General features: G+C 67.6%; 17 protein-coding genes and 1 pseudogene. 5 read left to right on the top strand and 13 right to left on the bottom strand.

Translation table 11 applies throughout. The features are described 5' to 3' along the window. Positions 1-9 precede the first annotated feature (9 nt). The 8 genes from M0765_RS02035 to M0765_RS02070 all read right to left on the bottom strand — a co-directional run bounded on the left by M0765_RS02035 (position 10) and on the right by M0765_RS02070 (position 8,202). Positions 10-990 carry an ABC transporter substrate-binding protein gene (locus tag M0765_RS02035; RefSeq protein WP_258501717.1) on the bottom strand — a complete coding sequence of 327 codons (981 nt, stop codon included), beginning with the start codon at positions 988-990 and terminating at the stop codon, positions 10-12. A 34-nt stretch (positions 991-1,024) separates the two neighbouring features. Further along, positions 1,025-2,188: a c-type cytochrome gene (locus tag M0765_RS02040; protein ID WP_258501718.1), complete on the bottom strand. Its 1,164-nt coding sequence runs from the start codon at positions 2,186-2,188 to the stop codon at positions 1,025-1,027. A 1-nt stretch (position 2,189) separates the two neighbouring features. After that, on the bottom strand, positions 2,190-2,984 hold the full coding sequence (locus tag M0765_RS02045) for an ABC transporter ATP-binding protein (RefSeq protein WP_258501719.1): 795 nt from the start codon (positions 2,982-2,984) through the stop codon (positions 2,190-2,192). Beyond that, positions 2,978-3,946 carry an ABC transporter permease gene (locus M0765_RS02050; protein WP_446751585.1) on the bottom strand — a complete coding sequence of 323 codons (969 nt, stop codon included), beginning with the start codon at positions 3,944-3,946 and terminating at the stop codon, positions 2,978-2,980. Before M0765_RS02050 ends, M0765_RS02045 begins: the two co-directional genes overlap by 7 nt. Positions 3,947-4,055: 109 nt before the next feature. Further along, entirely contained in the window at positions 4,056-5,057 is a 1,002-nt protein-coding gene (locus M0765_RS02055; RefSeq protein ID WP_258501720.1) for an ABC transporter substrate-binding protein, read from the bottom strand. A 25-nt stretch (positions 5,058-5,082) separates the two neighbouring features. Further along, a complete protein-coding gene (locus M0765_RS02060) occupies positions 5,083-5,907 on the bottom strand; it encodes a class II aldolase/adducin family protein (protein ID WP_258501721.1) in 825 nt (274 codons plus the stop codon). A gap of 147 nt (positions 5,908-6,054) precedes the next feature. Then, positions 6,055-7,164, bottom strand: coding sequence for an LLM class flavin-dependent oxidoreductase (locus M0765_RS02065; RefSeq protein WP_258501722.1), 1,110 nt, complete (start codon positions 7,162-7,164; stop codon positions 6,055-6,057). A 33-nt stretch (positions 7,165-7,197) separates the two neighbouring features. Next, positions 7,198-8,202 (bottom strand): ABC transporter substrate-binding protein, encoded by a 1,005-nt coding sequence (locus tag M0765_RS02070; protein ID WP_258501723.1) that lies wholly within the window; start codon positions 8,200-8,202, stop codon positions 7,198-7,200. A 109-nt stretch (positions 8,203-8,311) separates the two neighbouring features. Between M0765_RS02070 and M0765_RS02075 the strand changes: the two genes are divergently transcribed. The 4 genes from M0765_RS02075 to M0765_RS02090 are packed head-to-tail and all read left to right on the top strand — an operon-like array spanning position 8,312 to position 12,775. After that, positions 8,312-9,556 carry an acyl-CoA dehydrogenase family protein gene (locus M0765_RS02075; protein WP_258501724.1) on the top strand — a complete coding sequence of 415 codons (1,245 nt, stop codon included), beginning with the start codon at positions 8,312-8,314 and terminating at the stop codon, positions 9,554-9,556. After that, positions 9,553-10,536 carry an ABC transporter substrate-binding protein gene (locus M0765_RS02080; protein WP_258501726.1) on the top strand — a complete coding sequence of 328 codons (984 nt, stop codon included), beginning with the start codon at positions 9,553-9,555 and terminating at the stop codon, positions 10,534-10,536. The genes M0765_RS02075 and M0765_RS02080 overlap by 4 nt, the downstream gene beginning before the upstream one ends. Then, positions 10,533-11,153 (top strand): cysteine dioxygenase family protein, encoded by a 621-nt coding sequence (locus M0765_RS02085; protein ID WP_258501728.1) that lies wholly within the window; start codon positions 10,533-10,535, stop codon positions 11,151-11,153. The genes M0765_RS02080 and M0765_RS02085 overlap by 4 nt, the downstream gene beginning before the upstream one ends. Then, positions 11,150-12,775 (top strand): rhodanese-related sulfurtransferase, encoded by a 1,626-nt coding sequence (locus tag M0765_RS02090; RefSeq protein WP_258501730.1) that lies wholly within the window; start codon positions 11,150-11,152, stop codon positions 12,773-12,775. Before M0765_RS02085 ends, M0765_RS02090 begins: the two co-directional genes overlap by 4 nt. Before the next feature lie 96 nt (positions 12,776-12,871). Here the strand turns inward: M0765_RS02090 and M0765_RS02095 are convergent. From M0765_RS02095 to M0765_RS02115, 5 genes and pseudogenes are all read right to left on the bottom strand, one after another. Continuing rightward, positions 12,872-14,339 (bottom strand): annotated as a pseudogene (locus tag M0765_RS02095) (DEAD/DEAH box helicase). Positions 14,340-14,471: 132 nt separating this feature from the next. Then, positions 14,472-15,350 (bottom strand): KPN_02809 family neutral zinc metallopeptidase, encoded by an 879-nt coding sequence (ypfJ, locus tag M0765_RS02100; RefSeq protein ID WP_258501732.1) that lies wholly within the window; start codon positions 15,348-15,350, stop codon positions 14,472-14,474. Positions 15,351-15,499: 149 nt separating this feature from the next. Continuing rightward, entirely contained in the window at positions 15,500-16,066 is a 567-nt protein-coding gene (gene dcd / locus M0765_RS02105; RefSeq protein ID WP_258501734.1) for a dCTP deaminase, read from the bottom strand. Positions 16,067-16,144: 78 nt separating this feature from the next. Further along, positions 16,145-17,431, bottom strand: a complete 1,287-nt coding sequence (guaD, locus tag M0765_RS02110; protein ID WP_258501736.1) for a guanine deaminase — start codon at positions 17,429-17,431, stop codon at positions 16,145-16,147. A gap of 133 nt (positions 17,432-17,564) precedes the next feature. Further along, positions 17,565-18,170 (bottom strand): short chain dehydrogenase, encoded by a 606-nt coding sequence (locus tag M0765_RS02115; protein WP_258501737.1) that lies wholly within the window; start codon positions 18,168-18,170, stop codon positions 17,565-17,567. A gap of 107 nt (positions 18,171-18,277) precedes the next feature. Between M0765_RS02115 and M0765_RS02120 the strand changes: the two genes are divergently transcribed. Next, a complete protein-coding gene (locus M0765_RS02120; protein WP_258501739.1) occupies positions 18,278-19,159 on the top strand; it encodes a LysR family transcriptional regulator in 882 nt (293 codons plus the stop codon). The last annotated feature ends 6 nt before the right edge of the window (positions 19,160-19,165 follow it).

The raw sequence follows: 19,165 nt of genomic DNA on the forward strand, positions 1-19,165 counted from the left end.
TCCGCGCGGCTAGGCGCCCGCGGCCACGCCAAAGCCCGTATCGAACGTGCCCTTCACATCGAGCGGCTGCTTGATGAGCCCCACCTGCCGGTAGAAATCCGCCGTGCCCTGCTGGTCTGCAATCACCTGCGCATCGATCGATATCCACTTCTGCCGGCGGCGCTCGAACTGCAGCTTGGCCGCCTCGGGCGGAATGCCGATGATGCGGGCGAGCGCGGCCGAATAGGCATCGACGTTGCGGTACGACCAGAGCTGCGCCTTCACCACGCGCTGCAGAAAGTCTTGCAGCACCGGGCGCTTGGCGGCAATGGCCGCATCGGTGGCCGCCAGGTAGCTGAGGCCCGGCAGCAGGCCGCGGCCGCTGACGAGCACGCGCGCATGCTGGCTGACCTCCGCCATCGCGGTGTAGGGCTCCCAGGTGGCCCAGGCGTCGACCGAGCCCTGCGTGAGTGCGAGCTTGGCATCGGCTGGTGCAAGAAAGCGGATGTTCACCTCTTCGGGCTTGAGGCCGGCCGCCGTGATGGCCTTGAGCGTGATGTAGTGGCCGATGGACCCGCGGTTGGTTGCAATGCTCTTGCCCTTGAGATCGGCCGCGGTCTTGAGCGGTGAGTCGGGCCGCACCAGCACTGCCGTGCCGTATGAGTCCGAACGGTTGGCGCCGATGGCTTTCACGCGCGTGCCGGCGGCCAGCGCAAAGATGAGCGGCGCATCGCCGATGGGACCGGAATCGACCGCGGCGGCGTTCAGCGCCTCGGCCAGCGGTGCGGCCGCGGGGAACTCGGACCACTGGATGTCGTAGCCGAGGCCCTCAAGGCCGTTGGCCGCTTCGAGCAATGCACGCAGGCCGCCCTTCTGGTCACCGGCCTTGAGCACCTGCCGGCCTTGTGCATTGGCCTGGAACGAAATGGCAGGCAAGCTGATGGCCGTGGCGGCAGCGAGGCTGTGCGTGAGCAGCCGCCGGCGCGCTCTGTCGGGGTGTGGTGAGTGCATGGGTTCTCCGTGTTTGTTGCGGGTAAAAAAACGGTCAGTGGATGAAGCCGCCCTTGATGAAGCGCACCGGCTCGGCGTCCATGCGGGCGATGAGCGCGCCCAATCCATCGGTGGGCGATGCCGCGCCCTGCCCTGGCTCCGCCGGTGTGCGTTCGCTGCGGCAGACCAGGTCGTCGTCGGACCAGCCGACGTTGCCTGGCTCGCCGCGCACGCGCAGCCAGCCGTCGCGGTCGGCGATGAGTTGCGTGCCCGCGAGGCGGTCGGTCCCGGTGATCAAGGCCAGCGCCTCCCATGCGGCGGCGGACTGCACAACGCAATCGGCGCTGGCGCCCGATGCCATTGGCGACGGCGGCACCAGCAGCACCGTCACGAGCCGCGGGTCTTCAGCCGGCGCTGCATTGCCGGCGACGATGCGCACGCGCTGCCCGCGCCAGCTTGCGAGCGACCGCGCAGGCTGCGAGCCGCAACGCACCGCCATGTCGGGCAGGCCGATGGGCTGCGGCCAGTTGCCGAGCGCGCGCAGGCTCTGGCCCGCGCCCAGCGCCTTCATGTAGTCGATGAGCGCCCAGGCATCGGACTCGTCGATGTTCGCGCCGAAGCCCGGCATCGTGGCCCTGCCATGCTGCGCATCGCGCGTGCCGTGAAGAATGCGCCAGAGCAGGTCGCCGTCGGCACGCCGCCACAGCAAGGGGCCGCTCAGGTTCGGCGGCCACACCGCCAGCGAGGCCGCGAGCGGGCCTTCGCCCCTGCCATCCGCGCCGTGGCACGCGACGCAGTTCTGTTCGTAGAGTACGCGGCCCCTGGCGATGGAGGCGGCCGTGAAACCGGTCGGCGATGCCTGGAAACTTGTGGGCGTTGCCGGCACCAGCACCACATGCGCCGCCGGCCATGGCGCGGCGATCAGCAGCATCGGCACCACGGCCAGAAGGTAGAAGCGCGAGCGCCGCCACAGCAGCGCGAGGAGTAGCGCAAGCAGCGCTGCGGCAACAAAGACCAGCGTCCATGCGAGGCTGCGCGCCTGGCCCAGGTCGATCAGCAGGTTCTCGCCAGAGAGGCGCTGCGACCAAGGCCAGGCCGGCTGGCCGTGCATCTGCCGTGCGAGCCCGAGCGCATCGAGCACGCGCAGCAGCTGCAGCTGGGCGCCTTGCAGCAGGCCGATCAGCAAGTTGAGCCAATCGGCCTCGGGCGTGCTTTTCATCTCACCAGGTGGCGTCGAGCCCCAGGTGCCGGAGTGCTTCGTGGCGCAACTCGGCGAGCCTTGCATGGCCGCGGTGGCGCGGATACGGCAGGTCGACCACGATCTCTGCCGCAACACGCGCCGGCCGGTCGCTGAGCACGATCACGCGGTTGGCAAGGAACAGCGCCTCTTCCACGTCGTGCGTCACCAGCAGTGCCGAAAAGCCCGCGCGCTGCCACAGGTTGACGAGCTCGCTCTGCATTGCGATGCGCGTGAGCGAATCGAGCTTGCCGAGCGGCTCGTCGAGCACCAGCAATTGCGGGTCGTTCACCAGCGCGCGTGCCAATGCCACGCGCTGCGCCATGCCGCCCGAAAGCTGGTGCGGAAAAACCTTTGCAAAGTCGCTCAGGCCCACGAGCTTGAGCGCCTCGTCGACGCGCCCGCGCTGCGCCTTGAGCACGCCGCGCGCCTGCAGACCGAGCGCGACGTTGTCCCACACACTGCGCCACGGATAGAGCGTCGGGTCCTGGAACACGACGATGCGCGACGGGTCGGGCCGGGTGATCGGCGCATCGTCCTGCGTGATGTGGCCGGCCGTGGCGGGTTCGAGCCCGGCCACCAGCCGCAGCAAGGTCGACTTGCCGCAGCCGCTCGGCCCCAGCAGCGCGACAAACTCGCCGGGCTTCACGGTAAGGTCTATGTCGTCGAGCACCTGCAGCGGCCCAGCCGGCACATCGAACCAGTGGCTCACGCCGCGAATGTCGATGTGCGCGCCGGCCTGTCGCACACCGGGTTCTGCAACAACGGTGGCTACCATTTGACGGTTCCCTTCTGCCAAGACAGCACGCGGTCGCGCACCTTGAAGAGCAGCGTGATCAGGCCCGAGCACAGCACGGCCATCACGATCAGCGCGGCGTACATGTTCGAGTACGAAGCCCAGCCCTGCGCCCACGAGAGGTAGAAGCCCAGGCCGGCCTTCACACCCATCATCTCGGCCGTGACGAGCACCGAGAACGCGGCACCCAGCCCCATGAAGAGCCCCACGAACACCTGCGGCAGCGCAGCGGGTATCGCCACGCGCAGCACCAGGAAGCGCTCGCTCGCGCCCATGGTGCGCGCCACGTCGTAGTAGTTGCGGTTCACTGTTGCCACGCCGGACCAGGTGAGCACCGCCACCGGAAAGCCCGTCGCCAGCGCGATCAGGAACACGGCCGCCGCATAGCTCGACGGAAAGAAGAAGAACGCGAGCGGCAGCAGCGCTGAAGCCGGCACCGGCCCCAGAAAGCGCAGCACCGGATGCACCCAGTAGCCCGCGATGCGCGACCAGCCAATGGTCACGCCAGTGAGAAAGCCCGCGAGCGCGCCCAGCACGAAGCCGTGCGCCAGCAGACGCGCCGAGTGCAGCAGGCTTTCACCGAGGCGGCGCCAGTCGTCGATGTAGGTTTCGACCAGGCTTTGCGGCGGCGCGAAGAACGGCGTGGGGAGCAGCGCGAGCTTGGCTGTTGCGATCTCCCAGATCGCGAAGAGCACGGGCAGCGCGACCAGCCACGGCCCGGCCGGCCGCAGCAGGGCTGCGATGCGGCCGGCGCGCGAGCCGAGCAGCGCGACGATCGACAGCAGCGCGCCCACCACGATGGCAGCGATGCCAAACTCGTCCGTGTAGGCCCAGTCGCTGAAGCCCACGGCTTGGTTCGGCCAGTAGATGGTGAGCAGGCCGAGCGCGAGCCAGGTCGCAGCGGCGGCTAAGCCGATGCGCCATGTGGGCAGGACCGCTTGGATACGGGGCGATGTCGATGCGGGAGCAGGTGTGCGTACGAGCGCCGCGGCCCCCACCCTGGCCCTCCCCGGAAGGGGAGGGAATCGAAGCCCAATGCGGGGTCTGGGGTGCTCATGCGAGTGGATCGAAAGAGACGTGTTCGGCAAAGCGCACCGGGTCGGTGGTCTTCTTGAGCACGCCCACGCTTCGGAAATCTCGCGCATAGAACTCCACCTCGTCGCGCAGGTTCTTGCCCAGCGGATGGTGGTTGTGCGTGAGCGTGCCGAGCAGCGCGCGCAGGTCTTCCACCGGCACCTTGGGCGAATACTTGGCGAAGAGCTTGGCCGATTCGTTCGGGTTCTCGGCCACGTAATCCGACGCCTGCGCAATGGCGCGCACGAGCGCCGCGACGGTCGGCTTGTCCTTGCGCACCAGCTCGCCGCGGGCGCCCACGATGCAGCAGACCTTGTCCTTGTATTCGCCGGAGAGGTTGCTTGCAATCTCCACGAAGGCGCCCTTGTTGCGCTTCTCGATCAGGTAGACGTTCGGGTCGCCGTCGGCAATCGCATGGATCTCGCCCTTCTGCACCGCAATGTCGAGCAGGTCGGCCGGGTACTGGCGCCAGGTCACGTCCTTCTCGGCATCGATGCCGTTCTTCGCAAGCAATATGGAGAAGAAGTTCTTGCCCGGGCTTGCGATGTCCGAAACGCCGATGATCTTGCCCTTGAGGCTTGCAAGGCTGGTGGCGCCCGCGCTCTTTGCACCCACCAGCCGCACGCAGCCGCCGTGCGAGCTGCCGACGATCTTCACGTCGAAGCCCGATTCCAGCGGCTTGAGCCAGCGGTGGATCATGCCCACGGCCGCATCGGCCTTGGCCGTGGCGAGCGATTCCAGCAGCTGGTCGGTGGAGCCGGTGTAGTTGATCAGGTCCACCTGCAGGCCGTTGCGTTCGAAGTAGCCGCGCTCCTGCGCCACCACCACGGGCGAAAGGCAGAACGCGGCGGCGTTCCATGCAAAGGTGAGCTTGCGCGCCTGCTGAGAGAAAGCCTGCGAGGCGATCAGCCCGCCCGAGGCGACCACGGCGGCGGCACCGCCGACGCGCAAGACGCTGCGGCGTGAAAGGGATGCGGTCATCGAGAACTCCGTTGGTTTTTTATCTTCAGTCCAGCAGTTCGGGTTCCGCTTCGACGAGGCCTTGGTAAAGGCTGTCGAAGGAATGGATGGCCCCCTCCGGGCCGCCGATCTGGCTGTGGGTGTGGCGTGCCGTCGCCTCGTCGATGGGCTGCGGCTTGCCGGCGGCTTCGGCCAGCAGTTGCGTGTGGCAGGCGTTGTCGAGTGCGATGTACCACCACGCGGCAGCTTCCACCGTGGGGCCCGCGGTCAGGATGCCGTGGTTCTTGAGAATGGCGCCCTTCTTGTCGCCCAGCGCCTGTGCAATGCGGTCGCCTTCGCTGGTGTCGACCACCATGCCGGTGAAATCGTCGAACAGCGCCACGTCTTCATGGAACACGCAGCTGTCCTGCGTGATGGTGTCGAGCTTGCGGCCCAGCGTGGACCAGGCCTTGCCGTAGGTCGAATGCGTGTGGGCCGCGGCAACGATCTTCGGGTTGTGCTCGTGGATGGCGGCGTGAATGGCAAAGGCGGCCTTGTTGAGCGGCCTGTCGCCGATCACGGTCTCGCCTTTCGAATTGACCAGCAGCAGGTCGGACACCTTGATGCGCGAGAAGTGAATGCCTAGCGGGTTGACCCAGAAATGGTCGGTGAGCTCCGGGTCGCGCGCGGTGATGTGGCCGGCAAGCCCCTGCGCAAAGCCGAAACGTGCGAACAGGCGGAAGGCGCCGGCCAGGCGCTCCTGCCGGTGGCGGCGCTCGGCCTGCACGCTGGTGCGCGGTGGGATGGGGTCGAACCAGTATTTTTGCTGCGGGTTCGGGTTGCGCCGAAGCGCGAAGCCGGCATCCCAGTCGATCGACAGAACTGCACTCATGAAGATTTCCTCGTGTTGGGTATTGCTCCTTCCCCCTCTGGGGGAAGGCTGGGATGGGGGCGGGCGGCGCTTGCAGGGCCGCGGCGTGTTGAACGCCGCTTACCCCCACCCCTGCCCTCCCCGGAAGGGGAGGAGAGAAAAGCGGGATCACGCAGCCTTGCGAATCGAGGTTGCGCGCTGGGCCACCAGCTCACGCGTGCGCGGAATCAGCTCGCGGCCGTAGTCCGTCGCATCCTCCAGCGGATCGAATCCTCGGATCAAGAAGGTGGTCACGCCCAGGTCGTAGTAGTCGAGTAGCGCATCGGCCACCTGCTCGGGCGTGCCGACCAGCGCGGTGCTGTTCGAGCGGCCGCCGATCTCCTGCGCCACCGCGGTCCACAGCCGCTTGTCGAGTCGCGTGCCCTTCTCGGCCGCGGCCAGCAGGCGCTTGGCGCCTTCGCTCTGCTGCGGCCCGCCGCGGTTGTAGCCCTGCACCACGCGAAGCCGCTTGGTCTCAGCCAGGATGTTGTCCGCACGCGCCCACGCGGCCTCTTCGGTCTCCGCCAGGATCGGCCGGAACGACACCGAGAAGCGCACGCTGCGCCCGTGCTTCGCCGCCTCGGCGCGCACGCGGGTGGTGAGCTCGCGCGCCTGGTCGAGCGATTCGCCCCACAGCGCATACACGTCGGCGTACTTGCCTGCGACGGGAATCGCAGCTTCCGACGCACCACCAAAATACACCGGCACATGCGGCTTGCCGTTGCGCGTCTGCACCGGCTTCACTTCCGAGAACGCATTCTGGAAGCGGTAGTGCGCACCCTCGTGGTCGAAGGGCTTCTCGCTGGTCCACACCTTGTGCAGCACTTCCAGGTACTCATCGGTGCGGGCATAACGCTGGTCGTGATCGAGCCAGTCGCCGTCGCGGCGCTGTTCCTCGTCGGAGCCGCCCGAGATGTAGTGCACGCCGAGCCGCCCGCCGCTGAACTGGTCGAGCGACGCAAATTGCCGCGCAGCCAGCGTGGGCGCAACAAAGCCGGGCCGATGCGCCAGCATGAAGTGAATGCGCTCGGTGACCGAGGCGGCATAGGCCACCGTCAACGTTGCGTCGGGACTGGTGGAATGGTGCGGCACCAGCACACGGTCGAAGCCCGCGTTCTCATGCGCCTGCGCAAAGGCGCGCACATAGTCCCGGTCGATCGCGGGGCCCTTGGCGGCGTGGATCTCCGAGACCTTCTGGCCCTGGATCATGCCGATGAATTCAACGTCGTTCTGGCTCATGGTGTCCTCGTGTTTTCAGATGGATGCGGTTGTTCAGGCGGCAGGCAGGCGCAGCACGTTTTCGAAGCTGCGATCCCACAGGGGCTTCACGTCGGCCGGGCCATCGAGCACGCCGATCTTCAGGAAGGTGTCGGCCACCTGCTGGTGGCTGCGCACCACGGCATCGGTGACGGGGCCCAGGCTGTAGTCGCCGCTACGGCCATTGAAGAGCTCGACCAGATCGCCCACCGGCACGCGCGTCTCGGCCGACTGCGCACGCGCATAGGCCAGGAAGTTGCCGTTGATCCATGCGAACGAGCGCTGCAGGCGCTGCAGCAGGTCGCTCAATGCCGCGCGGCGCAGCGCATCGTCCAGCGCGCGCGGGTTGGCATAGATGGGAAAGTTTCCCGACAGATAACCCACGCCGGTCTTGATGGTGCGCGCGCCGTACTGCGTGCGCGCCAGCTGGCCGTTGTAGCCGTAGATGGCCCATGCATCGAGATCGCCGCGCGCAAAGGCCGAAAGGCCGTCCGACGGCGTGAGGCTCACGGCCTGGATGTCGCTGAACGAGAGCCCCGCCTCGGCCAGTTGCCTGGCCAGGTAGTAGTGCGAAGTGGTGGCGCGCACATAGCCCACGCGCTTGCCCTTGAAGTCCGCAATGCTGCGGATCGGTGAATCCTTGCGTGCGAGCGTCGCCTGGTTGTTCAGGTCTTCATGCGTCACAGCCACCAGCTTCACGCTGGACTTCTGGCGCGCGGCGAATACCGGCGGAATCTCGCTCCCCGAGCCCAGGTCGAGTGCATCGCCGTTGATGGCCTCGATGTGCAGCACGCCGTTGTTGAGTTCGCGCCAGTCAATCTTGTAGGGCGTGTCGGCCTGGCCCGAGGCCGTGAGCAGCGGTCGCCACAGGCCCTTGTAGGTGCCCACGCGCAGGGTCACGCCGGAGAGGTCGCGTGCCGGTGCCGCGGCCCGCGAAGCGCCGGTTGCAGCGGCCATGGCGCTCCAGGCCGCGGCGGCCTGCAGCAGGCGGCGCCTGTCGAGTGGGAATTCAGGTTTCATGCACCGGACCGTACCGGCGCACACGGCAAAAGCGAACGCAGAAAAACGAGTTTGCATATGCAGGATGCGTCGTTTCCGGCGCGGCACGGGGCCGGTACTGTGCGCAACCATGAGTGCACTCCCCTTGCGCCGCCTGCCGGCCACCAATGAATTCCCCACATCAAGCGCCGCTCCGGCCGCGGTCGACGGCGCCCTCTTGGCACGCCTGTCGACCCAGTTCGCGGCCACGGCAGCCGACCACGACCGAAGCGGCGCCTTTCCGCGCCAGAACTTCGAGGCGCTGCAATCGCACGGCCTCATCGGCCTGGTGGCACCTGCGGCGTACGGCGGCGCCGGTGCCAGCCTGGCCACCGCGCGGCGTGTGATTGCCGCGGTGGCGCGCGGCGAGCCTGCTACTGCCTTGATCCTGACGATGACCTACCTGCAGCACCATGCACTCGCGCGCAGCGACAGCCGCTGGCCGTTGCACCTGCGCGAACGCGTGCTGCGCGATGCGGTGGAGCACGGCGCGCTCATCAATGCGCTGCGCGTGGAGCCCGCGCTCGGCTCGCCGGCACGTGGCGGCCTGCCCGCGACCATTGCCCACCGCGAAGGCAGCGGGTGGAAGATCGACGGCCACAAGCTCTACACGACCGGCATCGAGGGGCTCTCCTGGCTTGCCGTATGGGCGCGCACTGACGAAGCCGCGCCGCGCACCGGCATCTTCCTGGTGCCGCGCCATGCGCCCGGCGTGCGCGTGATCGCAAGCTGGGACCACCTGGGCCTGCGAGCCTCTGGCAGCCATGAAGTGGTGTTCGAGAACGTCGCGATCGACCTCGACCATGCGGTCGACCTGCGCGCCCCGGCCGACTGGGCACCCGACGCGGGCAGCCAGACGGACATCGACGCACACGCCACGCAGCAAGCGTGGATGACCGTGCTGCTCGGCAGCCTGTACGACGCGGTGGCGCAGGCCGCGAATGACTGGTTGACCGGCTTCCTGAACCACCGCGCACCCGGCAGCCTGGGCGCGCCGCTTGCAAGCCTGCCGCGCGTGCAGGAGCACGTGGGAGAAATCGCCGCGCTGCTGCGCACCAACCGCGTGCTGCTCGACGATGCGGCCCGCGCGGTCGACGAAGGGCGCGCGCAGCCGGCCACCGAGAGTGGATTGCTGAAGTACACCGTGACGGGCAACGCAGTGCGCGCCGTCGAAATCGCGCTGCAACTGAGCGGCAACCACGGCCTCGCACGGCAGAACCCGCTGGAGCGGCACCACCGTGACGTGCTGTGCAGCCGCATCCACACGCCGCAGAACGACGCCATCCTGGTTGCGGCGGGCGCTCGCGCATTGCAGTCTTCGGGAGCCGCCGCATGACCGACCTTCTCTTCTCCAGGGCTTCGCGCCGAAGCTGGCTCAAGCAGGGCACCGCTCTTGCACTGGCAGCTGCCGGCTCCATGCGTGCATGGGCGCAGCAGCCGCAGACCACGCTGGTGCTCGGCGACCAGGCCGGAGGCTTGCGCGCCCTCTTCGAGGCATCGAAGGCGCTCGACGACGCGCCCTTCGCTTACCGCTGGGCCAACTTCCAGGGCGCCGCGCCGCTGTTCGAAGCGCAGCGCAGCGCGGCGGTCGACACCGCGGTGGCTGGCGACCTGCCGGTGCTGGCCGCGGCCGTCGGCCGCACGCCGCTGAAGATCGTCGCCACGCGCGTGGGCAAGGCCGATGCGCTGGGCATCGTGGTACAACCCGATTCGCCGCTGCGCACCGTGGCCGACCTGCGCGGCAAGACCGTCATTGTTTCGTCCGCGCGCGGCAGCATCTCGCAGTACCAGCTGTATGGCGCGCTCGAAGAAGCCGGCGTGCCGCGCAGCGAGGTCACGGTGAAGTTCGTGCTGCCCACGGATGCAGCCGCGGCCTTTGCGTCGAAGCAGATCGATGCCTGGGCCGTGTTCGACCCCTACTACACGATCGCGCTGCAGCAGGGCGGGCGCATCTTGCGCGACGGACGCGGCATCAACACGGCCCTGGGCTTCATCACCGCCAGCGAGCCTTCGCTGGCCGATCCGGCCAAGCGCATTGCCATCGTGCAGTTTCTCGACCGGCTGGCGCGCGCGGGCGAATGGGCGCTGGCCAACCCCGAGGCGTATGCGCAGGCCTACAGCAAGCTCACGCGGCTGCCGATCGAGTCGGCGCGCATCATCACCGCGCGTGCCTCGGTCACGGGCCGGCCGGTGGCCGAAGCCGACATCGTCGCCTTGCAGGCGGTGGCCGACCGCTCGGCGCGCGACGGCATCCTGCCGGTGCGCGTGGACGTGCGCGCCATCACCGATGCGCAACTCTGGAAACGGCCCGCATGACGGCACCCGAAGTTGCCGCCATCGCACCACTGCGTGAATTCGTCGGCGCATTCGGCCGGCTGCTCGACAGCGCACCCGACGAGCCGCGCATTCTTCTTGAAGGCCGCGCGCTGCTTCGCACGCTGGTCGCGCGAGACGACTGGCTGCCCGACGCGTTCGCGCAGCCCGACCCGGTGCACTACCGCCAGTTCCTGCTGCATGCCGACAGCACCGAGCGCTTTTCGGTCGTGAGCTTTGTGTGGGGGCCGGGCCAGGCGACGCCGGTGCACGACCACACCGTGTGGGGCCTGATCGGCATGCTGCGCGGCGCCGAATACAGCCAGGGCTATGCGGTCGGCAGCGACGGCCGGGCACGGGCGCAAGGCGAGGCCGTGCGGCTCGACGCCGGCGACGTGGAGGCCGTGTCGCCCACCGTGGGCGACCTGCATCGCGTGCACAACGCGCATGAAGACCGCGTTTCCATCAGCATCCACGTATACGGCGCCAACATCGGCGCCGTGCGGCGGCATACTTACCCGGCCGAGGGCGGACGCAAGCCCTTCGTTTCGGGTTACTCCAACACGCTTCTTCCCAACCTCTGGGACCGCTCCGCCGAACTCCGATCGACATTCGCATGACAAGCACCACCGCCTTTCCCCTGCTGCCCTTTGCCGCCGTGCGCGAGCGCCTGCTCGCACGCGAAGAAACCGCGCTGCTCGACGTGCGCGAAGAAGATCCCTTCGCGCAGGAACATCCGCTGTGGGCCGCCAACCTGCCGCTTTCGCGCATCGAGGTCGAAGCCTGGCGGCGCATTCCGCGGCGCAGCACCTTCATCGTGCTCTACGGCACACACGACGGCATCGACCTGGCGCCGCTCGCCGCGCAAACACTGGCCGCGCTCGGCTACACCAACGTGCACCTGCTCGAAGGCGGCCTCGAGAGCTGGCGCGCGGCCGGCGGCGAGCTGTTTCGCGACGTGAACGTGCCCAGCAAGTCGTTCGGCGAACTGGTCGAGCACGAGCGGCACACGCCATCGCTTTCCGCGCCCGAGGTGAAGGCGCTGGTCGAGGGCACGGCGAACGTGGTGGTGCTCGATGCGCGCCGCTTCGACGAATACCAGACCATGAGCATTCCCTCGGCCACCAGCGTGCCCGGCGCAGAACTGGTGCTGCGTGTGCGGGAGCTCGCGCCCGACCCGGCCACGCAGGTGATCGTCAACTGCGCGGGCCGCACGCGCAGCATCATCGGCACGCAATCGCTGGTGAACGCGGGCATTCCGAATCCGGTGGCAGCCTTGCGCAACGGCACCATCGGCTGGAAACTCGCGGGGCAGGTGCTCGACCATGGCGCGAGCCGCCGCGCGCCCGGCGCGGTGACCGATGCGACCCGCGCACAGGCACAGGCCGATGCGCGCCGCGTGGCCGACAAGGCCGGCGTGCGGCGCATCGCGCTCGACGCACTGCACACGCTCGAAGCACCGGAGCGCACGCTCTACCGCTTCGACGTGCGCACGCCCGAGGAATACGAGGCCGGCCACCTGCCCGGCTTTGCGAGCGCGCCCGGCGGTCAGCTGGTGCAGGAAACGGATCACCAGGTGCCGGTGCGCGGCGCACGCATCGTGCTGGCGGACGACGACGGCGTGCGCGCATCGATGAGCGCTTCATGGCTAGCGCAGATGGGCTGGGAGGTGTATGTGCCCGATGCGGTGCCCGCGGCTTCGTTGTTCACTGAAACCGCGGCGCCTGCGCCCATCTATCCACCTGTTGCGTCAGCCGTTGCCGAAATCGAACCGAAGGCGCTGGCAGCGCTGCTTTCGCAGCCCGGCACCGCGGTGATCGACGTGACCACCAGCGCCAACTACGTGAAGCGGCACATTCCCGGCGCCTGGTACGCCATTCGCGCGCAACTGGCACAGGCCATCGGCACTGCAATTCCGTCATCGCAGCGCTATGTGCTCACCTGCGGCAGCAGCCTGCTCGCGCGCTATGCCGCGGCCGACTTGCGCACCTTGCTCGATGCGCGCGGCCAAGGCGATGCGGAAGTGCTGGTGCTGGCCGGCGGAAACGCGGCGTGGTTTGCCGCGGGCCTGGAGGCCGAATCGGGCGAGACGCGGCTGGCTACGCCGCGCACCGATCGCTACCGCCGCCCTTACGAAGGCACCGATGCGCCTGCTGAAGCGATGCAGGCGTATCTGGATTGGGAATTCGGGCTGGTGGCACAACTGGCACGCGACGGTACGCATCACTTTCACGTGGTCTGAGCGTTTGCGCTCGGGCCGATGGGCCCAAAGAAAAAGCCGGCATTGCCGGCTTTTTTGTGGACGGGAGGCCTTGCCGAAGCAAGCCCCTGTGCTTTGTCAGCTCGTCTCGGCGCTCTTGAACAGCGCAGCAACCTTGCGCTTGGTCTTGATGTTGCTCGAGATGCCGCGCGCGGGCGCAGCCTTGGCGGCGGCTTCCCAGTCGGGAGCGGCTTCGCGCTCGCCCGGCTCATAGGGCTTGTCGAAGAACGGATCGCGCGGGGCGGAGGGTGCGCGGTGCGGGCGTCCGCCGCCGCGGCGCGCATCGGGCGCCGATGCTGCTGCGCTCGCGCGGCTGATCGAGCACATCGCGTGCGTCGCCGGCCTCGCCCTCTTCGCGCCAGTGGCGGCGGCCGTCGTTGATGCGGCCGCGCGGCTTGTCTTCTTCGAACTCGACGGGTTCGAGCTCGATCTTCTTCTTGATCAGCTTCTCGATGTCGGCCACTAGGCGCGCATCGTTGCCGCCGCTGGCAAAGCTCACGGCCAGGCCCGAGGCGCCGGCACGGCCCGTGCGGCCGATGCGGTGCACGTAGTCTTCGGCGTTGAACGGAATGTCGAAGTTGAAAACCGCCGGCACGTCCTTGATGTCGAGGCCGCGGGCCGCGACGTCGGTGCACACCAGGAGGTCGACCTCGCCGGCCTTGAACGAGGCGAGCGCCTTCAGGCGTTCGTCCTGGCTCTTGTCGCCGTGCAGCGCCGTGGTGCGAAGACCGTCGCGCTCCAGCGAGCGCGCGAGGCGCGCGCAGCCGAGCTTGCTGTTGACGAAGACAAAGGCCTGCGTGATGCCGCGCTGCTTCACGATCTGCTTGAGGGCGCGGCGCTTGTCGTCGTCGCTCACGCTGTAGAAGTGCTGCTCGACGGTCGACGCCGTTTCGTTCGGCCGCGCCACTTCGATGGTGACGGGGTTCTGCAGGTAGCTGCCGGCCAGCCGCTTGATTTCAGGCGAGAAGGTGGCCGAGAAGAGGAGCGTGGTGCGCTGCTTGGGCAGGTAGCTCAGGATGCGCTGCAGGTCGGGCAGAAAGCCGATGTCCAGCATGCGGTCGGCCTCGTCGAGCACCACGTACTCCACCTGGTTGAGCACCGCGTTCTTGGCTTCGATGTGGTCGAGCAACCGGCCCGGCGTGGCCACCAGCACCTCGACGCCCTTCTTGAGCTCGAGTGTCTGCGGCTTCATGTCGATGCCGCCGAACACCACCGTGCTGCGCAGGTTGGTGTACTTGGCGTACAGCTTGACCTGCTGGGCCACCTGGTCGGCCAGTTCGCGCGTGGGCAGCAACACCAGTGCACGCACCGGGTGCCGCGCGGGCGAGGTGGACGAGTTCTCGTGCTTGAGCATGCGCTGCAGCAGCGGCAGCGAAAACGCTGCGGTCTTGCCGGTGCCGGTCTGCGCGGCCCCCATCACGTCCTGCCCCGAAAGCACGACCGGAATGGCCTGCTCCTGGATGGGAGTCATGGTCTCGTAGCCCATTTCGGCTACGGCGCGCGCCAGCGGTTCCGCCAGCGATAGATTGGAGAAGGAGCTTGTCATTAAGCCTTCTATTGTCGCATTGCCGCAAAAAATGGCAGTGACGGCGCCGTGACAACGTCCGCGCCGGCCGCATTGCTATTTATTTTATAGCACCATACGCAACAACCATGCGCCCCTGCGGCGCTCCAAGGCTCAAAGGGTGCGCGCGTTGAAAGTGTCGCAAGACTTGATATCGCCGCTCTGGTACCCCGCGCCGAACCAGCGTTGGCGCTGCGCGCTGGAGCCGTGGGTGAAGCTGTCGGGCACCACCGCGCGGCCCGCGGAACGCTGCAAGGCGTCGTCGCCGATCTTCTGCGCAGCGTTCATGGCGGCCTCGATGTCGCCCGGCTCGAGCCACTTCTTCGACTCTTGCGAATGGTGCGCCCAGATGCCGGCAAAACAGTCGGCCTGCAGTTCGACGCGAACGCTCAGCGCGTTGTTCTGCGACTGGCTCAGCCGTCCGCGCATGCCGTCTACCTTGGCGGTCACGCCGAGTTCGTCCTGCACGTGGTGGCCTACCTCGTGCGCAATGACATAGGCCTGCGCAAACTCGCCCGGCGCGCCGAGCTGGTTCTTGAGCGTGTCGTAGAAGCTCAGGTCGATGTACACCTTCTTGTCGCCCGGGCAGTAGAACGGCCCCATGGCCGATTGCCCGGTGCCGCAGGCCGTGGGCGTGGCGCCGCGAAACAGCACGAGCCGGGGCGGCTGGTAGGTGCCGCCGTTCTGCCGGAAGATGTTGGTCCAGACCACCTCGGTGTTCTTGAGCACCGTCGAGACGAAGGCCGCCTCGCGGTCTCCCGATGGCGGCTTGGGTGCGGGCCCTTGTTGCTGCTGCACCTGGACGGGATCGCCACCGCCACTCAGGAGGCTGAGCACCGTGAGCGGGTTGATGCCGAAGATCCAGCCGGCAATCAGCGCGACCGCGATGGTGCCGATGCCGATGCTGCGGCCGCCGATGAAGCCGCCGCCTCCGCCGCCCCCACTGCGCCTGTCTTCGACGTTGTCCGATTGTTCGTTGCCTTCCCATCTCATCGCAGTCTCCTTGCCGGGCAGTTGTGCCGGAGCGTCGCTGGATGGTACTTTGTCCGCGCCGGTGCCTTGTAAGCAAAACAGGCATTTGCATGCCTGTGGTGACGCCGTCGGAAGCGGAGGAACGCGAGGGGTACCCCTCGCGAGGCCTCTCAGGTCTTGGGGAGCGTAACGCCGCGCTGGCCCTGGTATTTGCCGCCGCGGTCCTTGTAGCTGGTTTCGCAGACCTCGTCGCTCTCGAAGAACAGCACCTGCGCGCAGCCCTCGCCCGCGTAGATCTTGGCGGGCAGCGGCGTGGTGTTGCTGAACTCGAGCGTCACGTAGCCTTCCCATTCGGGCTCGAACGGGGTCACGTTGACGATGATGCCGCAGCGCGCATAGGTGCTCTTGCCCAGGCAGATGGTGAGCACGTTGCGCGGGATGCGAAAGTATTCGACCGTGCGCGCCAGCGCAAAGCTGTTGGGCGGAATGATGCAGTAGTCGCCGTGCATGTCGACGAAGCTCTTCTCGTCGAAGTTCTTCGGGTCGACCACGGTGCTGTGGATGTTGGTGAAAACCTTGAATTCAGGCGCGCAACGGATGTCGTAGCCGTAGCTCGAAGTGCCGTAGCTGATGATCTTGTGGCCGGCGGCCTCGCGCACCTGGCCGGGCTCGAAGGGGTCGATCATGCCGGTCTGCTCGGCCATGCGCCGGATCCATTTGTCGCTCTTGATGCTCATATGCGGTCGCTGATGCTGCTGCGGGGGAGGAATGGCGCGAATTGTGGCATGTACCATGCCTCGCCCTCCCGGCTGCGGCTATTCCGCCTGCGAGATCACCGTCCGCTCGATCAGCCGGTCATCGCCCAGCACGATCATCGAGAACAGCAGCTCCTCCAGGTTGTTCGCGCGGGCGGCCTTGCGGGCCATCAAAGGCGTGGCCTGGGGGTTGAGCACCAGAAAGTCGGCTTCGCAACCGGGCTGCAGGTTGCCGATCACGCCTTCGAGCCCCAGCGCGCGCGCCGCGCCGCCGGTGTGGCGCCACCACAGCTGCGAAGGCGCAATGCTCAGGCCGGCCTTGGTTTGCCCCTCGCGGCCCACGTAGTAGGCCGCCATCATCGTGTGGAAGGGGCTGAAGCTGGTGCCGCCGCCCACGTCGCTCGCCAGGCCGTAGGGGTACCCGACGCGGTCGGCCGCGCCGAAGTCGAAGAAGCCGCTGCCCAGGAACAGGTTGCTGGTCGGGCTTACCGCGGCAGCCGTTTTGGTGTCGCGCAGCAGCTCGCGGTCGGTGTCGTCCAGGTAGATGCAGTGCGCGTATACGGCGCGTTCGCGCATCAGCCCGAAGCCGGCATACACATCGAGGTAAGAGCGCGCCTGCGGGTACAGCTCGCGCACCCACGCCACCTCGTCGCGATTTTCGGCCACGTGCGACTGGATCCATGTGTCGGCGTACTTCGCGGCCAGCTCGCCGGCGCCGCGCATCTGCGCGTCGGTGCTCGCGGGCGCAAAGCGCGGTGTGATGGCGTAGCCCAGGCGGCCGGTGTTGTGCCACTTGCGGATCAGCGCTTCCGAGTCGATGAGGCTCTGCTCGGTCTCGTCGCGCACGCCGTCGGGCGAATGCCGGTCCTGCAGCACCTTGCCGCTGATCATGCGCAAGCCCCGGCGCTGGGCGCCTTCAAAAAAGGCATCGACCGACGCCACGTGCGACGTGGCAAAGGTCAGCGCCGTGGTGACGCCGTTGCGCAGCAGCTCGTCGAAGAACACGTCGGCCACTTCGTTCGAATGCGACGGGTCGATGAACTTGGCTTCCGCCGGGAATGTGTAGTTCTCCAGCCAGGGCAGGAGCCCCGGCGAGGGCGAACCGATGATGTCCGTTTGCGGAAAGTGGATGTGCATGTCCACGAAGCCCGGCGCGAGGATGCGGCCCGGCAGGTGGGTCAGCTCGGCATCGGGGTGGCGCGGCGACACGGCGGCGTGGCTGCCGGCGTCGAGCACGCGCTGGCAGCCGGTGCTGTCGGGGGCGACGACCAGAAGGCCGTCTTCATCGAAAACGGGCAGTCCGGCATCGTCGAATCGCAGGAGGGAGGCGCGGTAGGCTTTTTTCATCGTTGCTGCGGAGGGTAAACCAGCCCGGCAGCGCCGCAATTTCCATGCGCGTATGAGTGCTATATGGGGAACGTACTCCCCTCGGACGCGGTGACGAGCGCGAGCAGCGCGCCGGCAAGTCGCGTGCACCTGCTCATTGCCACACGCGAAACACGCGCCCCGTCAGCGGACCTTCAATGCTGCGCACATAAGCCAGCGCCACGCGCGCGGCCGGTACGGTTTCGACGCCCGGAAAGAGCGCGCCATATGCCGCCAACGATTCGGTCAGCAGCGTCGGACTGACCGCATTGATGCGCAGGCCGCGGCCCAGCTCGATGGCTGCGCCTTTCACAAAACCCTCGACCGCGGCATTCACGGCAGCCGCATTGGCTCCGCCGCGAACCGGATCGTCGGCCGCCACGCCCGTGGTCAGTGTGATCGAGCCGCCATCTCTCAGCATGTGCTGGCCCAGCAGCGCGAGGCGCACCTGGCCGAGCAGCTTGTCCTGCAGGCCGATGTTGAAATCGGCCGGCCGCATTTCAGCGAGCGGCCCGAAAAACAGCCCGCCGGCCGCCGAGACGATCGCATCGACCCGCCCTACCGCGGAATACAGCGCCTCGACGCTCGCGTCGCTCGTGATGTCGACCTGCCGATCGCCGCGCGTGCGGCCCGCACGCACCACCTCATGCCCGCGCGCGGCCAGCGCCTCTGCCACGGCACTGCCCACTGCGCCAGTCGCGCCCACAACAAGAACCTTCATGGAAAACCTCGCCAAATGAATCAGGAAGGTTCCATTGTTTTGCGAATCGATAGTTTGATAAATTGCCATCCGGTTCGGCAATTCGAAACTCTGGGTTCTCAATCAATATGGACAAGCTGCGCGCGATGGAAGTCTTCGTCGCCACGGTGGACGCGGGCAGCTTTGCCGCGGCCGCCGAGGCGCTCGATCTCTCGGCCGTGATGGTCGGCAAGCACATCCGCGCACTTGAGGATCAGCTCGGCGCTCGCCTGCTCGAGCGCACCACGCGGCGCCACGCACTCACGGAAATCGGCGCGGCCTACCTGGAGCGTTGCCGCGACGTGCTCGCGAGCGTGCACACGGCCGACGGCGTGGCCGAGTCGCTGCGCGCCATGCCGCAGGGCGTGCTGCGCGTGACAGCGCCCGTCGCCTATGGCGCTCACCGGCTCACACCTGTCATTGCCGAGTACATCGCGGCCTATCCGCAGGTGAAGGTGGACCTGAACCTGAACGACCGCGTGGTCGATCTGGCCGAAGAGGGCTTCGACTGCGGCATCCGCTCGGGTGCCGCGGTCGATGAACACCTCATTGCGCGGCCGCTCGCATTGGCACGCATGTTCGCGGTTGCGAGCCCCGCCTGGGTTGCGCGCCACGGGCTTCCGAAGCACCCGTCCGAGCTGGAAGCTTTTCCGCTGCTGGGCTTCGCGGCGTGGGGGCCGAACCATTCATGGCGCTTCACGCGCAACGGGCAGACGGTGCAAGTGCCCGTGCGCGGCCCGCTCAGCACCAACAACGGCCAGGCGCTGCTGGCCGCGGCGATTGCGGGCGTCGGGGTGATCGTGCAGGCCGACGCGCTGCTCGGCCCCGCCCTGGCCTCGGGTCAGGTGGTTCGGTTGCTGCCCAAGTGGGAGTTGCCGACGCGGCAGGTTCACATCATGCGGTTGCCCGAAGCCCGGCCGAGCGCCAAGCTTCGGACCTTCGTCGACTTTGTCGTCGAGCGACTGGGTTAAAGCGAC

Source organism: Variovorax sp. S12S4 (assembly GCF_023195515.1).
Taxonomy (GTDB): Bacteria; Pseudomonadota; Gammaproteobacteria; order Burkholderiales; family Burkholderiaceae_C; genus Variovorax.